This is a genomic window from Alcaligenes sp. GCM10023179, from assembly GCF_042653705.1.
In the GTDB taxonomy this organism is placed as follows: domain Bacteria; phylum Pseudomonadota; class Gammaproteobacteria; order Burkholderiales; family Burkholderiaceae_B; genus Alcaligenes; species Alcaligenes phenolicus.
Window position 1 is genome coordinate 337,580 of sequence record NZ_JBHSIQ010000001.1, and the last position, 18,866, is coordinate 356,445.

Below are 18,866 nucleotides of genomic sequence, written 5' to 3' on the forward strand. Positions count from 1 at the left end.
TGTTTCTCTCTACGTTTAATGAACGGTGGCCTTGGCCACACCTAATCCGGTTTCCCGGCGAACCGACATCTCTACCCACCTGGATTCCGACAGGGCGCTGCGGGTGAACAGCGAGAACAGAATCACCAGTAAAAAGCCCAGAGGGATGGAGATAATTCCGGGATTGCGCAAGCTGATCAGGGGCTTGGACAGGCCCACCACGCTGCTTGCATCGGCAGGAATGGCATCTGCCGTGGCCTGGGCTGCGTTGCGTTCAGTGACCAGCTTGTCGCGCAGGGCAGGGTCGCTTGCCGTGTTCAGCTTTTGATTGACGGTGGTGACAGTGGCCAGTGCCGCTTCTTTTTGCAGCAGCGGGTAGCTCATGTTGGGCGATACCAGCACCAGCCCGATGGACAGGATCGTTCCGCCTACTACACCCGCCACCACACCGGCGGTATTGCAGCGTTTCCAGTACAAGGTGCAGACCAGCGCTGGCAGGTTGGCCGATGCGGCAACGGCATAGCCCAGGCCCACCAGATGCGCCACGTTCTGTCCCTTGGCCGCAATACCGGCAGCGATGGAAATCACCGCCATCAGCAAGGTGGCGATACGCGCTGCAATGACCTGTTCGCGCTCGGTGCCTGCACCGTTGCGAATTGCGCCGATATACACGTCATGGGCCAGCGAGGAAGCCGCGGCCAGTGTCAGGCCGGCCACCACCGCCACAATCGTGGCAAAGGACACGGCAGCCACCACGGCCAGCATGAAGTTGCCCATCATGCTCTCCGGCCCCCCACCCAACAGTTGCGCCAGCATGGGCGCGGCCAGATTGCCGCCCTTGTCCAGGCCCAGAATCGCGCTGGGGCTGACATTCAGTGCGGCAGAAAAGCCGATCACCACAATGAACAGATGGCACAGGCCGATGGCAAACATGGCGTACAGTGCCGATTTGCGGGCGGCTTGCGCATGTGGCACGGTGAAAAAGCGCATCAGGATATGTGGCATTGCGGCGGTTCCCAGCACCAGTGCCATACCCAGCGAAATCTGTTCGACCGGGTTTTTCAGATACAGGCCCGGTTCCAGAAAGCGCTGTCCGGCTTCGGCCACACCCAGCGAAGATTGCCCCAGGAAATTGATCACATGATTCTGGATGGCGGGGCTGGAAATGACCGAGCCAAAAAACGCTTCCACGTTAAAGCCGTAGGGCGCCCAGGACAGAATCACCAGCACGAAGCAGAAACTGATCAGCAGACCAGCCTTGAGCACTTGCACTGAAGTAGTGGCACGCATGCCACCAAATAACACGTAAATCAGCATCATCAGGCCGACGATGCCAACAGAAACCTCATAGGGAATCCCGATCAGCGCCCGGATAATCACGGCACCGCCCACAATCTGCGGGACCATGTAAAACAGCGCGACCAGAATGCTGGACCCGGCCACAACCAGCTTGGTGGCACGGAAGTTGTTTCGATAGGACAGCACATCGCCCAGCGTGTAGCGACCCAGATTCCGGCAAGGTTCGGCCACCAGAATCAGCACTGGAATGAAGGATACGAAAAAGCCCACCAGATAGCTGATACCGTCCAGACCATATATCGCGATCAGCCCGGAAACGCCCAAAAACGCGGCGGCTGAGAGGTAATCCCCGGCAATGGCCAGTCCATTAAAACGGGCGCTGATACCGCCGCCCGCCGTGTAGAAGTCGCTGGCAGTGGCGTTGCGGCGTGCCGCCAGAAACGTGATGCCCAGCGTGAACAAGAACAAGAAGGCGAATACTGAAAACGTCAGCACCCTGTTGCCTTCATTAACCAAGGTGCTTTCCTGTGCGAGCGCAGCTTCGCTGACAGCCATCAAGGCTGTCGCAAATACTATTTTTTTCATGATGAGCCCTTTAAACGGTCGCGGAGCGCATTGAGAACTGCTGGGATTCTTCTTGTGTTAACTGCTGCACCATCTTGTCCAGGTGACGCAACTGGACGGCATAGCGCCAGGCCACGGCACCCCCCACCAGATACTGGGCGATCAGATACCAGAGCCCGAAATTGGTGGAGTTGCTCAGTTTCAGACGAAAAAGCTCGGGGCTAAGACTGGAAAGAATGGGAACCAGAAAAAAGAAGGCCATGCTGACAAACAACAACCGCAGCACCACGCCTCTTCGCTTGCGTACCAGATCCTGGAATTGAGGCTTTGCGTACAGCGCCTCATAAACCTGGGCAGAGATATCCGCCATGTTTGTCTCCTTTTTTGATTGGATTTGTATTTGCCATTCTTAAGAAGGAGGGCGCGATAGGAAAGCGCCAATGTTGCAAACCCTCTTGCAAATTTGCAGGATGAGGTGGGATGCCACACTGCAGGGACTTTTCTATATCTAAATGAGAATTATTGTTAATATGCTCGCTTCATTCGACATCCGTCTCTTGTATTTGCCATGTCCCGCCGCCCCACGTCCAAGAAAGGCTGGCTCGCTCATTACAGCGGGCTGATCGGCTCGTGGGCCAAGCGCAGCTCTTTGCCGCAGGACGCGGAAGATGCCGCGCAGGACTCCATTGAAGGCTTGCTGCGCGGCGAACATGCTGCGGCACTGAATCAAAAAGCCTATATGTATCGCAGTGCGCAAAACCAGCTGATCAGTGAGATCCGCCGTCAGTCGCGCCACGACGTGGTGCCTCTACACGATTTGCGAGAGGAGGAGCACCCGGTAGGTCTTGGCCCCGAAAGTGATCTGCGCATGGAGCAGCTTAGCCAGGCGTTGCGAGATGCCTTGCAGGAGCTGCCCTTGAAGTGCCAGCAAGTGTTTTTGTGGAACAAAATAGAGGGCTATACGCAAAAGGAAATTGCAGAGAAGCTGGATCTGACGCCCAGCTCGGTGGAAAAATACATGAAGCGGGCATTGCGGCATCTTCAGAAAAAGTTACAAAACTATGCCCCTCATTGATTCCGGATTTCCTTATGCATAAACGTCTTATCAGTGAAGGGCACGGTTTTGTGCCCTGTGTCCCTGGCGACGCGAGCCATGCCTAAAAACGACAATCCCACCCCCTCTTATCTGCCCCAAGAGCAAGCGCTGGACTGGTTTTCCAGAGAGCAGCTCGGTGAGCTGACGCCGCAGGAGCAGCGTGAGCGGGATGCGTGGTTGGCGCAGGATCCGGCCAATGAGCGGGAGTACCGTTCCTTGCAGCAGGTCTGGCAGGTGGCGGACCATCTGCCCATGGACGAGATGCGGGAGATCATGAATCGTCCGGCGAAAGAGGTGCCCAACTTTGCGCGTCGACGCTGGGTGATGGGTACAGGGGTGACGCTTGCAACGGTGGCCGCCGGGGCCTGGTTCAGTCGTTCGATGTGGGCCGAAACGCCTGTGTTTACCCAGCGCCTGTTGACCGCACGCGGCGAGCGCAAGCAGCTTGAATTGCCGGATGGTTCGCGTCTGGATTTGAATACGGACACGGAGGTGAACATCGCGTTTTACGCGTCGCGCCGAAACGTGGAGCTGCTGCGGGGCGAGGCCCTGTTTGCGGTGCAGTCCGACAAGAATCGCCCCTTTTCCGTAGACGCGGGTCAGGCGCAGGTGCTGGTTACCGGGACGCAGTTCAATGTGCGTCGAGAGGCGGAGAGTGTCGCCGTGGCTGTGCGCGAGGGCTCGGTGCAGCTTTCCACAGGCCCGTGGTGGCGCCGGGACCGGGCGATGTTATCGGCTGGGCAGGTATCCAGCGCGGTAAACAACAAGGTGATGCCTTTAGCTCAGGAGCGTGTGGAAGCGATTATGGCCTGGCAAGAGGGGCGCATCGTGTTCCGTGATGTGCCTTTGACGACGGTGGCACAGGAGCTGAGCCGCTATCTGGAACACCCCTTGCGGGTGACAGACTCACAGATCACCAAGTTGCGCATTTCGGGCACATTGAGTATTGAGGAACCAGCAGCGGCGCTGGATATCCTGCCGGACATCGCGCCAGTACGGGTGGTGCGACAAGCGGATGGCAGCGCTTTGTTGATGGCGCGTTAAGGTTACGGCTCGTTTTGCGTTTGGCAGCAAGCAATAAGCCACGAACCGTGAAGTGCGAATGGTGAACAGCGATTCGAAGACGAACGATGCTGTGCTGTTGAGTTCCGTTGCCAAGCAAGTCGTGCACCACTATTGATACATCTTGTATCAAAAAGAGCGGTGAGAATCATTCCGGAAAATTTTTCGCTACGGCGTCTTACTTATGGGGGCCTGCTTTCCAGATCGGAAACAGGTTAGCCCATAGCCTTGGCCAAGGGCGTCTGCGCACCATGCGCGTACTTATTTTTTGGAACTCTGTTCATGCTGGACACGCAAGCAATACCCGCCGCCGCGCGTCGGGGTACGACATCGATTGGTCTTAACGCCCTCGCACTTTCCCTTTTTCTGGCTATTGGTCTGTACGCACCCCATGCTTGGGCGCAGGAAACGCCGGTGGCGATCAGCATTGCCGCACAACCCTTGGAGGCCGCGCTGGAAAAGCTAGGTGCACAGGCCGGGTTGCAGATTTTCTATCTGCCTGACGCGGTTAAAGGGATTGCGGCTCCCCCTGTGTCCGGCAGTCTCACGGCAGATCAGGCCTTACGTCGCTTGCTGGCAGGCACGGGTCTGGAATTTCGACGTAAGGGCAAGAATGTGTCCCTGACCCGCCCGGTGCAGGGCGAGACGACGCAGCTGGCTCCGGTTCGTGTGGTGGGGCGTGATCTGTCTACTGAAGGCTCGGGCTCCTATGCCGTTCAGGCGACCACGGCGGCAACAGGTTTGCGTCTGTCACCACGCGAGACCCCGCAGTCCGTCAGTGTGATTACACGCCAGCAGATGGAAGATATGAATTTGACCACGCTGGGCGAGAGCTTTAAGACCGTCACGGGGATTGCAACGTCCATGTCGGATATTGACCGCACCGATATTCATTCGCGTGGTTTCTATATCGACACTTACCAATACGATGGGGTGTCTATTGCCACACAGAATGATTTCTTCGGAACTTCCAACTTTGATCCCATTCTGTACGACCGCATCGAGATAGTGCGTGGTGCTACCGGCTTGATGACGGGGGCGGGCAATCCTGGGGCTTCGGTGAATATCGTGCGCAAACGCGCGACCAGCGATGTGTTTACCGGCACCGCCTCTGTTGGCATAGGCTCTTGGGACCATCACCGGGGCACGATTGATCTATCTACGCCCTTGAACAAGGACGGTACCGTGCGTGCCCGCGTGGCAGGGATGATGGAGGAGCGCGACTCGTATATCGACCGTTACCACACGCGCAATCGTGCCTGGTTAGCGACTGCGGAAGCGGATCTGACGCCTGACACGACTGTGCGGGTTGGAGTAGAGCATCAGGCCAAACGTCCGACGGGCGTGACCTGGGGCGGTCTGCCTACGCTGGATAACAAGGGCGGGGATCTGGATTGGCGTCGCTCTTTCAGTATCGGTGCAGATTGGACACGCTGGGATACGACCAGCAATACCTTCTACGCGGGCATAGACCATCGCTTTTCCAATGGCTGGTCCTTGAAAGCCAATGTCAGCCGTCTGGAGAGCGAGTACGACTCCAAGCTGGTGTATTTGATGGGCCACCCTGATCCTGTCACCGGCTTGGGCATGACGTCCTTGCTGAACAACTCGCATCAGGAGTTCGATCAGAACAGCGCCTCGCTGGAACTGAGCGGGCCATTTAATGCCTTCGGCCAGGAGCATGAGGCTTTTGTGGGAGTGATGGGCAGCAAGTCCAACTACCGTTATGGCAACCACGCTCCGCAAGGCAATACGCCAGTGGGTAATGTCTTTGAATGGGACGGCTCCTATCCCGAGCCGGTATGGGGGAGTTTTCAGCCGTTGGGCGAACAGGAAACGCGCCAGAATGCGGTCTATGGCGCTCTGCGCCTGTCCTTGAGCGATTCCCTGAAGCTGATTGTGGGTGGTCGACAAACCAATTGGAAGCGCGAGTCCGGCAATGACACCATGAACCATCATGTATTCACGCCGTACGCTGGCCTGCTGTACGACTTCAACGATAACTTCACGGCTTATCTCAGCTACACGGATATCTTTCAGCCCCAGACCTATCGTGATGCCAGTGGCGGCTTTCTGGACCCGGTGCAGGGCAAGAGTTATGAGCTGGGTCTGAAATCCGAGCACTTTGATGGCAAGCTCAACACTTCGCTGGCATTGTTTCGTATCGAGCAGGACAATGTGGCCGAAAAAGACGGTGACAGGACTGTACCTGGCTCCAGCGATTTTGCTTATCGGGGGGCCAAGGGCGTGACCAGCGAGGGCTTCGAGCTACAGGCTTCGGGTGAAATTCAACCTGGCTGGCAGGTGGCCGCAGGCTTTGCACGTAATCTGGTGCGCAATGCTGAGGGTGGTCCTTTTAAAACTTCTGAACCGCAGAACCTGGCGCATTTGCAAACTTCCTATATCGTGCCGGGTACCGAAGGGAAGTTGACGGTAGGCGGCGGTGTGCAATGGCGCAGTCATGTTTATGTGGATAGAACTGTGGCGCCAAATCTTAGCGCACGACGCGAGCAAGGTTCCATTTTGCTGGCCAACTTGATGGCGCATTACCGCTTCTCGCCTAGCTTGTCGGCCCAGTTGAACGTGAATAATCTGTTCGACAAAAAGTATGTAGACCTGACGGAAGACTCTCAGGGCTTTTACGGTGCACCGCAGAAGATCATGCTGACGATGAAGTACCAGTTCTAAAACAAAAGCCCTGGTCTGATGCCAGGGCTTGATATTGCGAAGCAGAGGTTTGTGGAATCAGTCCTCTGCTTCCACCTCTTCCACGGACAGCAGCTCCTGGTGGTCGAAGTACAGATGGGAGCTGATTACGGGCGAGGAGTCGTCGGCCTGTGCGCTTAGTTCCAGACAATCGCCGGACAGATAAAGATCAGTCAGCAGAGCGGGTTTGCCATTCATCCAGATTTTCCCGCTGACATCCTGATACCGCTGCTTGAGCTGCAAGCGGTAGTCCGTCCCGTCCAGACCTTCCCATTCCCATTCGCCTGCCACCTGCGCGGGCACAATCCATTTGTAGATTTTGATGCCGCCTACATGCAGGATCTCGTCGGCTTCCCAGTCTCCCATATCAAAGGCGTGCGACACAATGCGCGCACCGGGTCGCAGCTCCTGCAACAAGCGTGGGCGCAGGATGGCATTGATGGTGTCCATCAAGTACAGCGTCACGATGGTGGCCTGGCTGAAGTCTGCGGTAAACAGATCCTCTTCCACAAAGTCCACCAGATACTCCACGCCGGCATGGCCGGCTTGCTCCATGGCATCGGCAACGCGCAGCGGGTCCAGTTCGACGCCTATGCTGGTGCAGTGGTATTTTTTGGCGGCCGCAATGACAATGCGCCCATCGCCACAGCCCAGGTCATACAAGACGTCCTTGCGCCCGGTCTGGGCCAGTTGCAGCATGGTATCGATGACGCGGTCGTCGCTGGGGACGAAAGGTACGTCCAGAAAAATGTCAGGTTCCACGATGGAATGGTCGTCAAGGTCTTTAATCAGGTCTTTGAACAATAGCGGTCCTTATCAATGGTGTTGGGCGAAAATTCGTTTAAATTCGGCTATCTATAGTTTAAACCACAGCAAATTAAGCCAAAATTCGCTTTTTGTGTGGATATGGACGATCATCGGTCTATGTCAGACTTATATGGCTCGACCTCATCCACGCCCGCCAAGTTAAAAACCCGTCTCCAGCATATACGAATCTCGCCCAGAGAATCGTTACGTATTCGTTCCTTGGCCGATCACATGCAATATGCTGACCCGTTGGGACATGCACAGTCTCTGGGCATAGGCCCGGCTGTCTGGCCCTTGTTTGGCCTGGTATGGCCGTCCAGCATTCAACTGGCGCGCAAATTGAAAAATCGTCCCATTCGGGCGGATGAAAGCATTCTGGAACTGGGCTGCGGATTGGGCCTGACCAGTCTGGTGATGCATAAACGTGGCGCGCAAATCCACGCCAGCGATTGCCATCCCATGGTGCCGCATTTCCTGAAGCTGAATCAGGCTTTGAATGGCTTGTCCGATCTGCCGTATGTCCATGCCCAGTGGGGGGAGCAATCTTGCCCTGATTTATTGGCTTCTTTGGGGCTGAAACCCGCCCGGCAGCGTTATGACCTGATCGTGGGCAGTGACCTGTTGTATGAAGGGAATACGCCCGCCCAATTAGCCCAACTGGTAGACCAGCGTGCGAAGAAGCAGGCCGAAGTCTGGGTAGTAGACCCGGACCGGGGGCATCGCAACAAATTTACTCAGGAAATGTCGCGCTACGGTTTTGAGCTGGTACGACAGGTCTGCTTGCGCGATCGCCCCATTTTGATGCCCGAAGGCAAGGAGGTGTCTTACAAGGGGCGTTGTTTGCAGTATCAGCGCAGTTAGAAAAAACACATCATCTCAGGCTTTTTTACCTGAGGGGCTGGAGTCAGTCAGCGCTAGCAGAAGCCCCACACAAATCGGACAGGGGACCGATTTGTGTGGGGCTTTTTTATATTCAAACAGGTTTGCTTGGGGCCGGCTGCTTTCTCAGGGATTAGGCGGCGCAAAAGGCGAAGGCGCTGATGGCCGTGGCGGTCGTTGCGGATAAGCCGAGGTCCCGAAGTTCGAGCCCATGCGATTGCTGCTTGTTGCCGGATTGACCAAACCCATTGCATTCGGGCCTTTCTGGATGATGGCTTCAGACCCTAGTCCTGGCGCGCCGGGTGTTGTGCCTGCTTTGGGCTGCATTTGCTGGCTCAAGCAATCGTAGGACAGGGCCGCCTGTCCATCCACTACTACACTGACACAGCCGGGAGACACATCGGACGGGGGCTTTTTTGCGCCTTCAATCTGCGTGTTTTGCTGGGCCATGCTGCCTGCCTGAACCAAAAACAATAAGAAGAAAAGAAGAGGGCGCATAGGGTGGTGCCAATAAAAAGAAGTCACACCATAACGGCGTTCGGGTTCCACACACCCTAGCGCAAGCCTTCACTTTTCTGGGTGAAGTTTTCATGACAAAGGCGGCGTATTTTGCCGCTGTCATGGGGGCAGGCACATCGCGCCGTTGGGGACGAGTCCGCCTGTTTGGCCCCCGCCGCCCAGAAAGAATTATGAAGTTTTTGTTACAAACGAAAGTTTTCGATTTCTGCTGCGTCTAGATGTCAACGAGTCGCGCGGCGTGTCGTCCCAGCAGGGACACACCGACACAGCGCTCATCAGATTGAGGATCGGAAGCATCGTGATGCCAGCAGAAATTTCAGGGCGCAACGTCCGTTTGTCCGGGTGGAGGGGCCACCCCTTTTGTGCTGCGCCAGTGATGGCGCTGGCTTTGTTGCTGCCTCAGAGTGCCTTTGCGCAGGCTCAGGGCAAGGTCAACATCAATGAATACATTGTGCGTGGCAATACCGTGCTGGATGCCCGCAGCATTGAAAAAGCGGTCTACCCCTTTTTAGGCCCCGAGCGCAGCCTTGAGGATATTGAAAAAGCGCGCGACGCCTTGCAGGAAGTCTATAACGCGCAGGGCTATCAGTCGGTTTACGTGGACCTGCCCGAGCAGGCCGTGGCCGATGGCGTGGTGTTTTTCCAGGTCACGGAAACCAAGGTAGGCCGTGTGCGCGTGGTCGGTGCTGAACACTATTCGCCGCTGGCCATTCGTGACGGCGTGCCGTCCTTGCAAGAAGGTCAGGTGCCGGATTTCAGCAAGGCGCAGGCGGAACTGGCGGAGCTCAATCGCGGCGCCAGTCGCCAGGTCATGCCCATGGTGAAAGAGGGGCGTGTGCCCGGCACCATGGACGTGGATCTGCGCGTTGACGACAAAAGCCCCTGGAGTGCCAGTGTGGGCTTGAACAATGATTACAGCGCCGACACCAGCAAGCTGCGCGGCATGGTCACCCTTGGCCACGACAATCTTTGGCAAAGCGGCCATACCTTCTCCCTGACCTACTTCACGGCTCCGCGTGATATGCAGGATGCCAAGGTCTGGTCGGCGGCCTACACCATGCCTTTGTCCCCGCGCTGGAGCCTGGCGTTCTCTGGCTACAAGTCTGACAGCGATGTCTCGACTGTTGGCGGTACCAATGTGCTGGGCAAGGGCCAGTCCTACGGCATTCATGCCACCTACACCTTTCCGCAGTCCGGCTCCTGGTATCACACCGCCTCGATTGGCATGGACTACAAGGATTTTGAAGAACAAACCCGTTTTGGTGAGACCAGCGACCGCGTGCCGCTGACGTATCTGCCCTTCACGTTGGCCTACAACGGCTACCGCTATACCGAAGACTCGCAAACCAGTGTCGGTCTGACCTTGACGGGCGCCAGCCGTAGCCTGTTTGGCCTGAACAGCGAATGGGAAGAGTTCGACTACAAGCGCTGGATGGCCAGCCCCAGTTTCATGGTGTTCAAGGGCGATCTGAACCACACCGAAACTTTTGCCAAAGACTGGCAGGCCTATGGCCGAGTGGGCTTTCAGATTGGTTCAGGTGCTCTGGTTTCCAACGAACAGTTTTCGGCCGGTGGCGCGACCAGCGTGCGCGGTTATCTGGCCGCTGAGCGCAGTGCAGACGATGGCTGGATGGCCAGCGTTGAGCTGCGCACCCCCTCGCTGGCCCGCTGGATTGGCCCCTCGGTTAACGAGTGGCGCTTCTACGCCTTCAGCGACGTTGCACGTTTGCGCTTGCGTGATCCCCTGCCTGAGCAAGAGTCCAGCTTTCATCTGGCCAGTGTGGGCATCGGTACGCGTCTGCAAATGTTTGACTGGCTGTCCCTGCATGCCGACTGGGCTTATCCCCTGACGCAAGGCGTCAACACCGAACGACACGATCCGCGTGTGCACTTCAGCCTGCGCGCCTCCTTCTGACCCCCTTAGCCAGAACAATCTGCCTGATTTTGTTCCCGGAGTAATTCGATCATGAAACGCCTTCTTCTTTTGATGCTCGCCATGATGGTGGGCTGGCTACCCGCCGTGGCGCAGGCCTGGTGGCAGCCTGACTGGCAGTACCGCAAGCAAATCTCTGTTGATACTACGCCTGAAGGCGCGGCCATCAGCGAAAACGTAGGCCGCACCCCCTTGCTGGTGCGTCTGCATACTGGCAATTTTTCCTTTGATGGCACCAATGAAAATGGCTCGGACCTGCGCTTTGTGTCCGGTGATGATCAGACCGTGCTGAACCACCAGATCGAGAGCTTTGACCCCTTGATGGGCATGGCGCTGATCTGGGTGGATATTCCTGAGGTGATGGCCAGCCAGAAGCAGGATATCTGGATGTACTACGGCAACGAGAAAGCCCCGGTGGCTTCCAACGGCCAGATTACCTTCGATCCCAACTACACCCTGGTCTACCACTTTGATGGCGCCGCTGGTGCACCTTCGCGTGACAGTACGGCGTACACCAACCACGCTCAAACAGCCCCAGCGGGCGTGATTGACGGCGTGTCCGGACGTGCCGCCCAGTTTGTGGGTACAGCGCCCTTGATGCTGCCTGCCAGTCCTTCCCTGGCCGTGCCAGCAGCCGGTGCTTTTTCTTTCAGCGCCTGGGTGCGAGCAGATCAGCCCCAAGGCCAGCAATTGGTCTATGCCCGTCGTGATGGTGCCAACAGCTTTCTGATCGGTCTGGACCAGGGCGTGCCCTTTGTTGAGATCAATGGCCAACGCAGTCCTGCCGGTGCCCCCTTGTCGCCCAGCACCTGGCAGCACCTGGCCGTGACAGCCGATGGCAGCCAAGTGATTCTGTACGTCCAGGGCCGCGCCACGGCTTCCCTGAATGCCAGCCTGCCACCGCTGAACACGGTTGCCGCTTTGGGTGGTGATGTCCCTGGCACTTTGTTGGCCGCGCCTGCTCCTGTGGCGGCTGAAGTAGCTGGCGCTGACGGTGCCACGCCCGGTGCCGCCGCCTCTGCCGGTGCCGAGACAGCTGCGCCTGTCGCCGCCCCAGTGACTAACTATGCGCCCTTTGTTGGTGCGATTGACGAGCTGCGCTTGTCCAAGGTTGCCCGACCTGCTGCCCTGATTTACGCCGATGCACTGGCACAAGGAGCCGAGTCTCGCCTGATTGCGTACGGTGCGGATGAAGAGCAGTCCGGCTTCGGTTTCGGTGCTCTGGGCTTTCTGCTGAAAGCCGTCCCGATGGACGCCTGGATTGTGATCGCCGTGCTGGTCTTCATGATGTTCCAGTCCTGGGTCATCATGTACCGCAAGAGCCGTCAGGTGGGCCGTGTGCAAGAAGCCAACCGTCAGTTCCGTGCTGCATTTGGTGAGTCCGGCGGCAAGCTGGATGCGGTACAGACCGACGCCAAGGCCGAACAGAACTTTGCTCATTCCTCTTTGTGGCGCCTGTACCGCATGGGGGTGAAAGAGCTGCACAACCGTCAGGCCCAAGGCATGAAGGCCTTGTCTCCCAACACCATCGAAGCCATCCGCGCTTCCATGGACGGTGTTCGTACACAGGAAAATCAGGCACTGGGTGCACGTCTGGGCATTTTGTCCAACGCGATTGCCGGTGGCCCTTATATCGGTCTGCTTGGCACGGTGCTGGGGATCATGGTGGTGTTCCTGGGAACCGCGATGGCAGGTGATGTGAACATCAATGCAATTGCTCCCGGTATGGCTGCTGCCTTGCTGGCGACTGCAATGGGTCTGTTCGTCGCGATTCCGGCCCTGTTTGGCTACAACCGCCTGATTGGCCGCAATAAAGACGTCAGCGCGGATATGCGTGTGTTTGTGGACGAGTTTGTGACTCGCCTGGCTGAAATCCATGGCCAGAACAGCGCGCCCGGCAAAACCAAACACGACAAGCACGAGGCGGCATTGGCTCAAGGCGCTGACCTTGATCTGGCCCACGCCCAGGCTGCTGGCTCGGCATAAGGAACGGACATGGCAGCCCTACGAGACGACGACGATGACGGCGCAGCCGTTGACGGCATCAACATTACCCCGCTGGTTGATGTGCTGATGGTGGTGCTGGTCATGTTCATCCTGACCGCCACCGCACAAATTTCCGGCATTCAGGTGAATTTGCCCAAGGCCAGTTCCACCGTGTCCCTGGTTCAACCCAAAACCAAAGCCATCTCCGTGAACGAAGCGGGCCAGGTGTTTCTGGATGCCTATCCGGTGACCCTGCCCGAGCTGGAAGACCGCTTGCGTACCGAGAAAGCCCTGAACCCGGATTTCCCGGTCATTGTGCGCGGCGACAGCATTGTGCAGTACCAGAAAGTGGTGGAAGTGCTGGATGTGTTGCGGCGCTTGGAACTGTCCCAGGTCGGTCTGGTGACCGGCAAACCTCAGTAAGTTAATTGGTGTTCTAACGATGTTGCCAAACTCATCCAAACCGCAAGCCAACCAACGCGCACGCTGGCGTCGGCTGGCCATCAAGGTGCTGGTTGTGGTGCTGGTGGCGCTGCTGGGCTGGTGGGTCTGGAAATGGGCCAACGACATGGCAGGGATCAAGCGCCAGGTGCCCAAAGAGCCCATGTTGATTCCTTTGCCGCCACCGCCTCCTCCGCCGCCCGAACCCGAGCCGCCACCGGAGCCTGAAGAGCCCAAAGAAGAGGAAGTGGTCGAGCCGGAGCCTGAACCCGAGCCTACGCCGGTTGAAGAGCCCCAACCGCAGGATGAAGCGCCCCCCACGCCATCGGACGATTTGTCAGACCCGATGCAGATGGACAGCGACGCCCAGGCCGGTACTGACAGTTTCAACATCAGTGCCGGACAGGGACGAGGCATGGGCGGCAGTGGCGGTGGCCGTGCAGGCAATGCCACCTATAGCCAGTACCTGGCCTATGCGCTGCAAAAAATCCTGCGTGAGGACAGCCGCACCCGCAACTTGGTCTACCGCGTTCAGGTGCAGTTGTGGTTGACCGAAGACGGGTCCATTACCCGTGTCGCCCTGGCGCAGTCCTCGGGCGATACCGAGATTGATGAGGCCTTGGTAGCTGCCTTGCGTGAAGTCGGGCGCTTGAGCGAGCGGCCACCGGCGTCGGTAAGCATGCCTATCCGAGCCCAGGTAACGGGTCGTAGGCCCAGTTGATTGTCTGCCTTTTTTGACCGAATGATTTGGAGTGCGCTTTTCATGAAAACCCATCCTAGTCGGCTGGCTTGCGCGGTGGCGCTGGCCTTGACCTGCACCGCTGGCCCAGTGCTGGCTCAGGCGCCATCCCAGAACGCCACCGTTAACCTGATTCGTCTGCTGGTGCAGCAAGGCGTCTTGCCCCAGGCTCAGGCCGATGCCCTGGTGGCTCAGGCCGAGGCGGAAGCGGCCCAGGCTCGTAAAGCCGATATTGGTGCAGCAGGTGCCGCCCAGGCCCGGCCAGGTGATGTGCGTGTCACGTACATCCCGGAGACGGTGCGTGAGCAGATCCGCGAAGAAGTGAAGAATGAAGTGATGTCGCAAGCCAAGGCCGAGAACTGGGCCCAGCCCAACACCTTCCCGGACTGGGTGTCGCGCATCACGGTTGAAGGCGATGTACGCGTGCGTAACGAGTCGCGCCTGATGGATGGCGCGAACAGTAACGAGTTGATCAACTTTGCGAGGTGGAACGACAACGGCCCCATTCCTACCGTGGTCGAAAACAAGCCCTATGGTTTGAAGATTCCTTATCTGAACAGTCGCCAGGATCGCCGCAACCTGTGGCGTATCCGTGCTCGTCTGGGTGTGAAAGCGACGCTGTCCGAGCGTTGGGAGGCCGGTATCCGCCTGGCCACGGGCAGCGATGACAATCCGGTGTCCACTTCCGATACGCTGGGCAACGGCATGGGCAAGAAGCACCTGTGGCTGGATCAGGCCTACTTGTCTTACCGTCCTGCCGATTGGGCCACCATTGTGGCGGGTCGTGCCTCCAGTCCCTTTGATTCCACGGATCTGCTGTGGTCGTCTGACTTGAATGTCGATGGGATTTCTGCTGCCTTCAAGCACGCGATGTCGGATCGTCCAGTGACCGTCTTTGGCAATCTGGGTGCCTATGCGCTGGAATACGCCAACACGCCATGGGATCGCAACAGCCTGTCCGAAGGCTCCAGCGAAAACAAATGGCTGTTGGGTGCGCAGATCGGTGCTGAATGGAAGATCAACCAGCGCAACAATCTGCGCGGCAGCGTAGCGTACTACCACTTTGACAATATCGCCGGCCAGCGCTCCAGCGCGTGTACTTTGTACTCGTCCAGCGATGTGTGTGACACAGACTGGTCGCGTCCGGCCTTCATGCAAAAGGGCAATACCGTCTTCCTCTTGCGTGACATCCGTCAGTGGTCGGCAGATCCCAAGAACTGGAATGAATGGCAATACGTGGGCCTGGCCTCCAAGTTCAACTTGCTGGACGTGAACATGCGCTGGGATACCGAAGTCATGAATGGCTTGAACCTGCGTTTGGCCGGTAATTACGTGCGTAACCTGGCTTACGACAGCAACAAGATGGCGGATCGTGCTGGTGGTCTGTACAACATTGCCTCCAACGGGACTTACGATGCCTCCGGTAACCCGACTGGTATCGAAAGCGGCGGCAATGCCTGGATGGTTCAAGCGACCTTGGGCAGCAGCCTGGGCTTGAAGGACAAGGGTGATTGGCTGGCTTTTGCGGGCTACAAGTACATCGAACCGGATGCCATGCCCGATGGCTATAACGATTCTTCCTTCCACTTGGGTGGCACCAATGCACGTGGCTACTTCCTGGGTGCAGGTTATGCCTTCGAGAAGAACGTAACCGGCCATCTGCGCTGGAGCAGCTCCAAGGAAGTCTATGGCGCACCGCTGTCTATCGACATCATCCAGCTTGAACTTAACGCCAGGTTCTAAGCCATGAAGATATTGAACTCATCCTGGAAGCCGTGTGTGCAGCCAAGTGGGCGCAAGCCTTTTCTCATGACGCTGGGCGCGCTGCTGCTGGCGGGTTTGGGCCAATGGGCTGGCCCAGCCATGGCACAAAAATCGGATATGGAGGAGCGGCTGCGCACGCAGTTGCGCTCCAGCACGCAGCAATTGCAGCAGTTGCAAAGCCAGCAAGCGCAGTTGACGGCCGCCAAGACGGCCGCAGAAACCGAACGTGATGCGGCCCGCAAGGAGGTCGAACAGCTCAAGGCCCGTTTGGACAAGGCCAGCAAGCAGGCTCAGACCTTGCAAGATGAGCAGGACGGCATCAAGACGTCTGCGCGTCAACAAGTGGCCGCTGCGCAATCGCAATTAGGCCGTGCGCGTAACGAGTTTGAAACCTTGCAGGAGCAAGCTCGTGCCACTGAAACGCAACGTGCCAGCCTGGCGACCAGTCTGGCCCAGCGCGAAGAGGAATTGGCGCTGTGTACAGCAAAAAACAAGGAACTGTATGCAGCCGGGAAAGAAATCCTGGCGGCTTACGAACAGTTCAGCACGGGCGACTTGCTCAAGATCCGACAACCGCTGGCCGGCTCGGCACGCGTGAAGTTTGACGAACACGCTCAGGCGCTGGGCGACAAGCTTTACGACGGCTTGTACACGCCCGGTGCCACGTCGTCGGAACAGCCGCCTGTCGCGCCCTGAGCCTTATTGATTGATACCCACAAGGAATATGTATGACTGACTCCCAAACCATCCAATCCGTCTCCTTGAAGCAATTGCAGGAGTTGTTGCAACAGATGGGCTATCGCGTGACCGAGTCCGAGCAGGCTGGTAATCGCCAGCTCTTGTCGGCTTCGCAAGGCATTGGCTTTGCGCTGCGCCTGGGTAATCCTGCGCATGAGGCGGACCAGGCACTGGATTACACCTTGAGCTGCGCTTTGCGCGTTCAAGGCGAGATGCCTGCCGGTATCGAATCGGCCTGGAATATTGGCAAGCGTTTTGCTCGCCTAGCGGTACAAGGCGAGTTTCTGGTGCTGGAAATGGACGTTATCGTGGCCGGTGGCGTTGCACCAAGCTACCTGCAAGCTACCGCTGAATTGTGGGACCGCTTGTTGCAGGAATTCCTGCTGTTTTTGCGTCAGCATGCGGCGGCCAATAATGAAACCCAGAGTGCCGACAAGGGTGAAGCGGTTGCTGTTCAGCCAGAAGTAGCCCAAGAGACTACTGCGCCTGTCGACGCTGAACAAACTGAAGCGGCACAAGCTTGAATCAGGTGAGCACGATGACACACCCCAAATTTCTGCTGCAAAGTGTGCTGGCTCTGAGCCTGTCGGCCCTGTTGGTGGGTTGTGGGAAAAATGGCGATGCTCAAGCCCAGCAGCCGCAAGCTGCCGGGCAACAAAGCAGCGCTCCGGCATCGACGGCAAAAAGCAGTGCTGCGACGCCGGCGGTCGCCACGCTGGGACAGGTGGTGGTCAGCCAGGACGAGCTACAGCAGTTCCTGCAGGTTTTGCCCGCAGCCCAGCGTGAAGCCATGCGTAATGATCGCGTGGTGCTGGAGCAGTGGCTACGCAGCCGCCTGGCCGAGAAAGCCGTGGTAGAGCAGGCCAAGGCTCAGGAATGGGACAAGAAGGCCGAGATACGCAGTGCCATTGAAGAAGCGCAGAATCAGGTGATCCTGCGCAGCTATCTGCAATCCGTGTCTGAACCTGCAGCAGATTACCCGTCCGAGCAGGATCTGCAAACGGCTTATCAGGCCAATCAGGATCAGTTCCAGTTGCCGGCCATGTATCGCTTGAGCCAGATCTTTTTAAGCGTGCCGGACAAGGACGAACAGGCTTTGGCGCAAGCGAAGAAACGGGCCGATGCCTGGGTCAAGCAAATGCGCGAAGGCAAGGCGGATTTTGCGGTGCTGGCCAAAGAGCATTCGGACGAGAAAATCAGTGCCGAGCGGGGTGGCGACAATGGCTTTTTACCGATGAGCCAGTTGGTGCCTGCCATGCGTGCCACGGTTGCCAAGCTGGAACCGGGCCAGCTGAGTGATCCGATTGTGCAGGCCGATGGTGTGCATATTTTGCAATTGACTGATCTGCGCCCGGCCAGCGTGCGTTCGCTGGAGGAAGTGAAGCCGGCGCTACGCGATGCCTTGCGTCGTCAGCGACAGCAGGAAGCAACGCAGGCCTATGTGGCCGGCATGCTGGATGCCGATACGGTAAGCGTGGATGGCAAGGTGTTGAGTCAGTTGTTGCAGCAGACCCCATAGTCTTGAACCCTGGGGGTGATGCTGGCTGTTTGTACCGGGAAAAATGTTGCAGGCAGCAGGCAGCAGGCAGCAGGCAGCAGGCAGCAGGCAGCAGGCAGCAGGCAGCAGGCAGCAGGCAGCAGGCCCAGGGGCAGGGCGGGTGAAGGAGAATGGCATGCGATTGTGGCGGATCAGCAGTACGCATTGGGAAAAGCAGCATGAAGCCACGCCGTGGTTCAGTGCCAGAACTTCTTCCATCTCCATCTACCATGCCTCCCCTCTGGCGGCAGTGTGCGCGTATTTATTGCGCCACTGCCTGCCTCATCCAGACCTGATCCCCAGCCACCAGACCCTGCACTCAGTCGGTGTCAGCCAGAATTTGATACGCCGTGCGCAGGTCTCGCGCCACTGGCATTTCAATCTGAAAGAAACGCGCGACCTGACCTTGCGCTGGCGCTTGCTGGCCGACCGGCCTGTGCTGTGTGTGCCTGCCTTGAACGGGGCGAATCAATATTTGATTGATACCCGCTCGCCGCTGATTTCCTTGATTCATCTGTACCGCCAGGATGCTCAGGCGCTGGAGCGCAGCCTGGAACAGATGCGTGAACACCTGCAGGGCGCTACGCCCTGGCTGGTGCTGCGCTAAGGTGGTTTGGCAAGTAAAGCGGGCGGGAACTGTCACTATGTTGTCATTGGGGACTTCTACAATCGCCTCGCCTCACCCCTTTTCGTTTCACTGTCCGACGCCGCGGCTAGACCTATTAACGTGCGCATGACCATGACTCAGGTGGCGATCAGTGTGGCGGTGTTACTCGGCGCTTTCTTGTTATTTGCCTGTGCAAGTCTCGCAGTTGCC

17 protein-coding genes are annotated in these 18,866 nt (G+C 57.7%); 13 read left to right on the top strand and 4 right to left on the bottom strand.

What is annotated here, in order from left to right; genetic code table 11:
• Positions 1 to 15: 15 nt before the first annotated feature.
• Entirely contained in the window at positions 16 to 1,863 is a 1,848-nt protein-coding gene (locus ACFPDR_RS01525) for a cation acetate symporter (RefSeq protein WP_060185400.1), read from the bottom strand.
• A 10-nt stretch (positions 1,864 to 1,873) separates the two neighbouring features.
• Positions 1,874 to 2,212 carry a DUF485 domain-containing protein gene (locus ACFPDR_RS01530; protein ID WP_060185399.1) on the bottom strand — a complete coding sequence of 113 codons (339 nt, stop codon included), beginning with the start codon at positions 2,210 to 2,212 and terminating at the stop codon, positions 1,874 to 1,876.
• A gap of 198 nt (positions 2,213 to 2,410) precedes the next feature.
• Here ACFPDR_RS01530 and ACFPDR_RS01535 point away from each other — a divergent pair, with 198 nt between their 5' ends.
• From ACFPDR_RS01535 to ACFPDR_RS01545, 3 genes are all read left to right on the top strand, one after another.
• The gene (locus ACFPDR_RS01535; protein WP_035270201.1) at positions 2,411 to 2,917 is read left to right on the top strand and encodes an RNA polymerase sigma factor; all 507 of its coding nucleotides are present in this window, start codon (positions 2,411 to 2,413) and stop codon (positions 2,915 to 2,917) included.
• A gap of 78 nt (positions 2,918 to 2,995) precedes the next feature.
• The gene (locus ACFPDR_RS01540) at positions 2,996 to 3,982 is read left to right on the top strand and encodes a FecR family protein (protein WP_226348284.1); all 987 of its coding nucleotides are present in this window, start codon (positions 2,996 to 2,998) and stop codon (positions 3,980 to 3,982) included.
• A 300-nt stretch (positions 3,983 to 4,282) separates the two neighbouring features.
• Entirely contained in the window at positions 4,283 to 6,688 is a 2,406-nt protein-coding gene (locus ACFPDR_RS01545) for a TonB-dependent siderophore receptor (protein ID WP_374697524.1), read from the top strand.
• A gap of 57 nt (positions 6,689 to 6,745) precedes the next feature.
• Here ACFPDR_RS01545 and ACFPDR_RS01550 read toward each other — a convergent pair whose 3' ends face one another.
• Entirely contained in the window at positions 6,746 to 7,510 is a 765-nt protein-coding gene (locus ACFPDR_RS01550; protein WP_086069042.1) for a class I SAM-dependent methyltransferase, read from the bottom strand.
• A gap of 234 nt (positions 7,511 to 7,744) precedes the next feature.
• Here ACFPDR_RS01550 and ACFPDR_RS01555 point away from each other — a divergent pair, with 234 nt between their 5' ends.
• On the top strand, positions 7,745 to 8,374 hold the full coding sequence (locus ACFPDR_RS01555; protein ID WP_021447206.1) for a class I SAM-dependent methyltransferase: 630 nt from the start codon (positions 7,745 to 7,747) through the stop codon (positions 8,372 to 8,374).
• Positions 8,375 to 8,518: 144 nt separating this feature from the next.
• Here the strand turns inward: ACFPDR_RS01555 and ACFPDR_RS01560 are convergent, their stop codons facing one another.
• The gene (locus ACFPDR_RS01560) at positions 8,519 to 8,842 is read right to left on the bottom strand and encodes a hypothetical protein (protein ID WP_147293845.1); all 324 of its coding nucleotides are present in this window, start codon (positions 8,840 to 8,842) and stop codon (positions 8,519 to 8,521) included.
• A gap of 457 nt (positions 8,843 to 9,299) precedes the next feature.
• Between ACFPDR_RS01560 and ACFPDR_RS01565 the strand changes: the two genes are divergently transcribed.
• The 9 genes from ACFPDR_RS01565 (at position 9,300) to ACFPDR_RS01605 (ending at position 18,656) form a co-directional block, all read left to right on the top strand.
• Complete coding sequence (locus tag ACFPDR_RS01565; RefSeq protein WP_266108353.1) at positions 9,300 to 10,826, top strand: ShlB/FhaC/HecB family hemolysin secretion/activation protein; 1,527 nt, start codon at positions 9,300 to 9,302, stop codon at positions 10,824 to 10,826.
• 51 nt (positions 10,827 to 10,877) lie between these two features.
• Positions 10,878 to 12,830, top strand: a complete 1,953-nt coding sequence (locus ACFPDR_RS01570) for a DUF2341 domain-containing protein (protein ID WP_376910304.1) — start codon at positions 10,878 to 10,880, stop codon at positions 12,828 to 12,830.
• Between the two features lie 9 nt (positions 12,831 to 12,839).
• Positions 12,840 to 13,253, top strand: coding sequence for an ExbD/TolR family protein (locus tag ACFPDR_RS01575; protein ID WP_009461843.1), 414 nt, complete (start codon positions 12,840 to 12,842; stop codon positions 13,251 to 13,253).
• Between the two features lie 19 nt (positions 13,254 to 13,272).
• Entirely contained in the window at positions 13,273 to 13,992 is a 720-nt protein-coding gene (locus tag ACFPDR_RS01580; protein WP_247966356.1) for a TonB family protein, read from the top strand.
• Positions 13,993 to 14,034: 42 nt separating this feature from the next.
• Entirely contained in the window at positions 14,035 to 15,753 is a 1,719-nt protein-coding gene (locus tag ACFPDR_RS01585; protein WP_371478233.1) for a putative porin, read from the top strand.
• 66 nt (positions 15,754 to 15,819) lie between these two features.
• Positions 15,820 to 16,470: a DNA repair protein gene (locus ACFPDR_RS01590; protein ID WP_321216657.1), complete on the top strand. Its 651-nt coding sequence runs from the start codon at positions 15,820 to 15,822 to the stop codon at positions 16,468 to 16,470.
• A 32-nt stretch (positions 16,471 to 16,502) separates the two neighbouring features.
• Entirely contained in the window at positions 16,503 to 17,036 is a 534-nt protein-coding gene (locus ACFPDR_RS01595; RefSeq protein WP_376910305.1) for a YbjN domain-containing protein, read from the top strand.
• A gap of 14 nt (positions 17,037 to 17,050) precedes the next feature.
• Positions 17,051 to 18,031 carry a peptidylprolyl isomerase gene (locus tag ACFPDR_RS01600; RefSeq protein WP_376910307.1) on the top strand — a complete coding sequence of 327 codons (981 nt, stop codon included), beginning with the start codon at positions 17,051 to 17,053 and terminating at the stop codon, positions 18,029 to 18,031.
• Between the two features lie 154 nt (positions 18,032 to 18,185).
• Positions 18,186 to 18,656: a hypothetical protein gene (locus tag ACFPDR_RS01605; RefSeq protein WP_371478230.1), complete on the top strand. Its 471-nt coding sequence runs from the start codon at positions 18,186 to 18,188 to the stop codon at positions 18,654 to 18,656.
• Positions 18,657 to 18,866 lie beyond the last annotated feature (210 nt).

Bases quoted from the DNA above. Each gene is read 5' to 3' on its own strand.
- ACFPDR_RS01525 (WP_060185400.1), bottom strand. From the start codon at position 1,863: ATGAAAAAAATAGTATTTGCGACAGCCTTGATGGCTGTCAGCGAAGCT.
- ACFPDR_RS01530 (WP_060185399.1), bottom strand. From the start codon at position 2,212: ATGGCGGATATCTCTGCCCAGGTTTATGAGGCGCTGTACGCAAAGCCT.
- ACFPDR_RS01535 (WP_035270201.1), top strand. From the start codon at position 2,411: ATGTCCCGCCGCCCCACGTCCAAGAAAGGCTGGCTCGCTCATTACAGC.
- ACFPDR_RS01540 (WP_226348284.1), top strand. From the start codon at position 2,996: ATGCCTAAAAACGACAATCCCACCCCCTCTTATCTGCCCCAAGAGCAA.
- ACFPDR_RS01545 (WP_374697524.1), top strand. From the start codon at position 4,283: ATGCTGGACACGCAAGCAATACCCGCCGCCGCGCGTCGGGGTACGACA.
- ACFPDR_RS01555 (WP_021447206.1), top strand. From the start codon at position 7,745: ATGCAATATGCTGACCCGTTGGGACATGCACAGTCTCTGGGCATAGGC.
- ACFPDR_RS01560 (WP_147293845.1), bottom strand. From the start codon at position 8,842: ATGGCCCAGCAAAACACGCAGATTGAAGGCGCAAAAAAGCCCCCGTCC.
- ACFPDR_RS01570 (WP_376910304.1), top strand. From the start codon at position 10,878: ATGAAACGCCTTCTTCTTTTGATGCTCGCCATGATGGTGGGCTGGCTA.
- ACFPDR_RS01575 (WP_009461843.1), top strand. From the start codon at position 12,840: ATGGCAGCCCTACGAGACGACGACGATGACGGCGCAGCCGTTGACGGC.
- ACFPDR_RS01580 (WP_247966356.1), top strand. From the start codon at position 13,273: ATGTTGCCAAACTCATCCAAACCGCAAGCCAACCAACGCGCACGCTGG.
- ACFPDR_RS01585 (WP_371478233.1), top strand. From the start codon at position 14,035: ATGAAAACCCATCCTAGTCGGCTGGCTTGCGCGGTGGCGCTGGCCTTG.
- ACFPDR_RS01590 (WP_321216657.1), top strand. From the start codon at position 15,820: ATGACGCTGGGCGCGCTGCTGCTGGCGGGTTTGGGCCAATGGGCTGGC.
- ACFPDR_RS01595 (WP_376910305.1), top strand. From the start codon at position 16,503: ATGACTGACTCCCAAACCATCCAATCCGTCTCCTTGAAGCAATTGCAG.
- ACFPDR_RS01600 (WP_376910307.1), top strand. From the start codon at position 17,051: ATGACACACCCCAAATTTCTGCTGCAAAGTGTGCTGGCTCTGAGCCTG.
- ACFPDR_RS01605 (WP_371478230.1), top strand. From the start codon at position 18,186: ATGCGATTGTGGCGGATCAGCAGTACGCATTGGGAAAAGCAGCATGAA.